Annotated in this window: 2 tRNA genes; both read right to left on the reverse strand. The window is 31.9% G+C overall.

The window, feature by feature from the left end:
* Positions 1-48: 48 nt before the first annotated feature.
* Positions 49-121: transfer RNA gene (locus JS756_RS39025), tRNA-Asp, on the reverse strand.
* A 175-nt stretch (positions 122-296) separates the two neighbouring features.
* Positions 297-368 (reverse strand) — tRNA-Lys (locus JS756_RS39030).
* Positions 369-489: the final 121 nt, after the last annotated feature.

The following is a 489-nucleotide window of genomic DNA, read 5'->3' on the forward strand; positions in this document are numbered from 1 at the left end:
ATATTTATCCATACTTAATAATATACCACATTTCAGTTATATATTTCTCGGGTTAGATCGGCTTCGATCCGACATCTACTCGCTCGACAAGCAAGTCCTTTACCTATTAAGTTACTAACCCCTTTTTACGGCTAGCCGAAATCGAATCGACACACTTCGTATGGAAAACGAACAGTCTACCATTAACTTATAGCCATTAATTTATCCCTTATGACTAGCTGAATTCGAATCAGCACATCTTATATGGTAAATAAGCAGTCTACCGTTAACTTATAGTCATTAATATTTAAATATTATAAGACTTATGGGACTTGAACCCATAAGATAATGATTAAAAGTCACATGTTTTACCATTAAACTAAAGTCTCTAACATATCATTTAATAACCAACACGAAAAAATCGAGCTGATTCACCCTTAATTGGGGGAAGGGGTAATCTCATCAAACAATATGAATATTTCTGAAATATATATTTTTTTTTTATTTATT

It is taken from the genome of Streptomyces actuosus (assembly GCF_016921115.1).
GTDB lineage: Bacteria > Actinomycetota > Actinomycetes > Streptomycetales > Streptomycetaceae > Streptomyces > Streptomyces actuosus_A.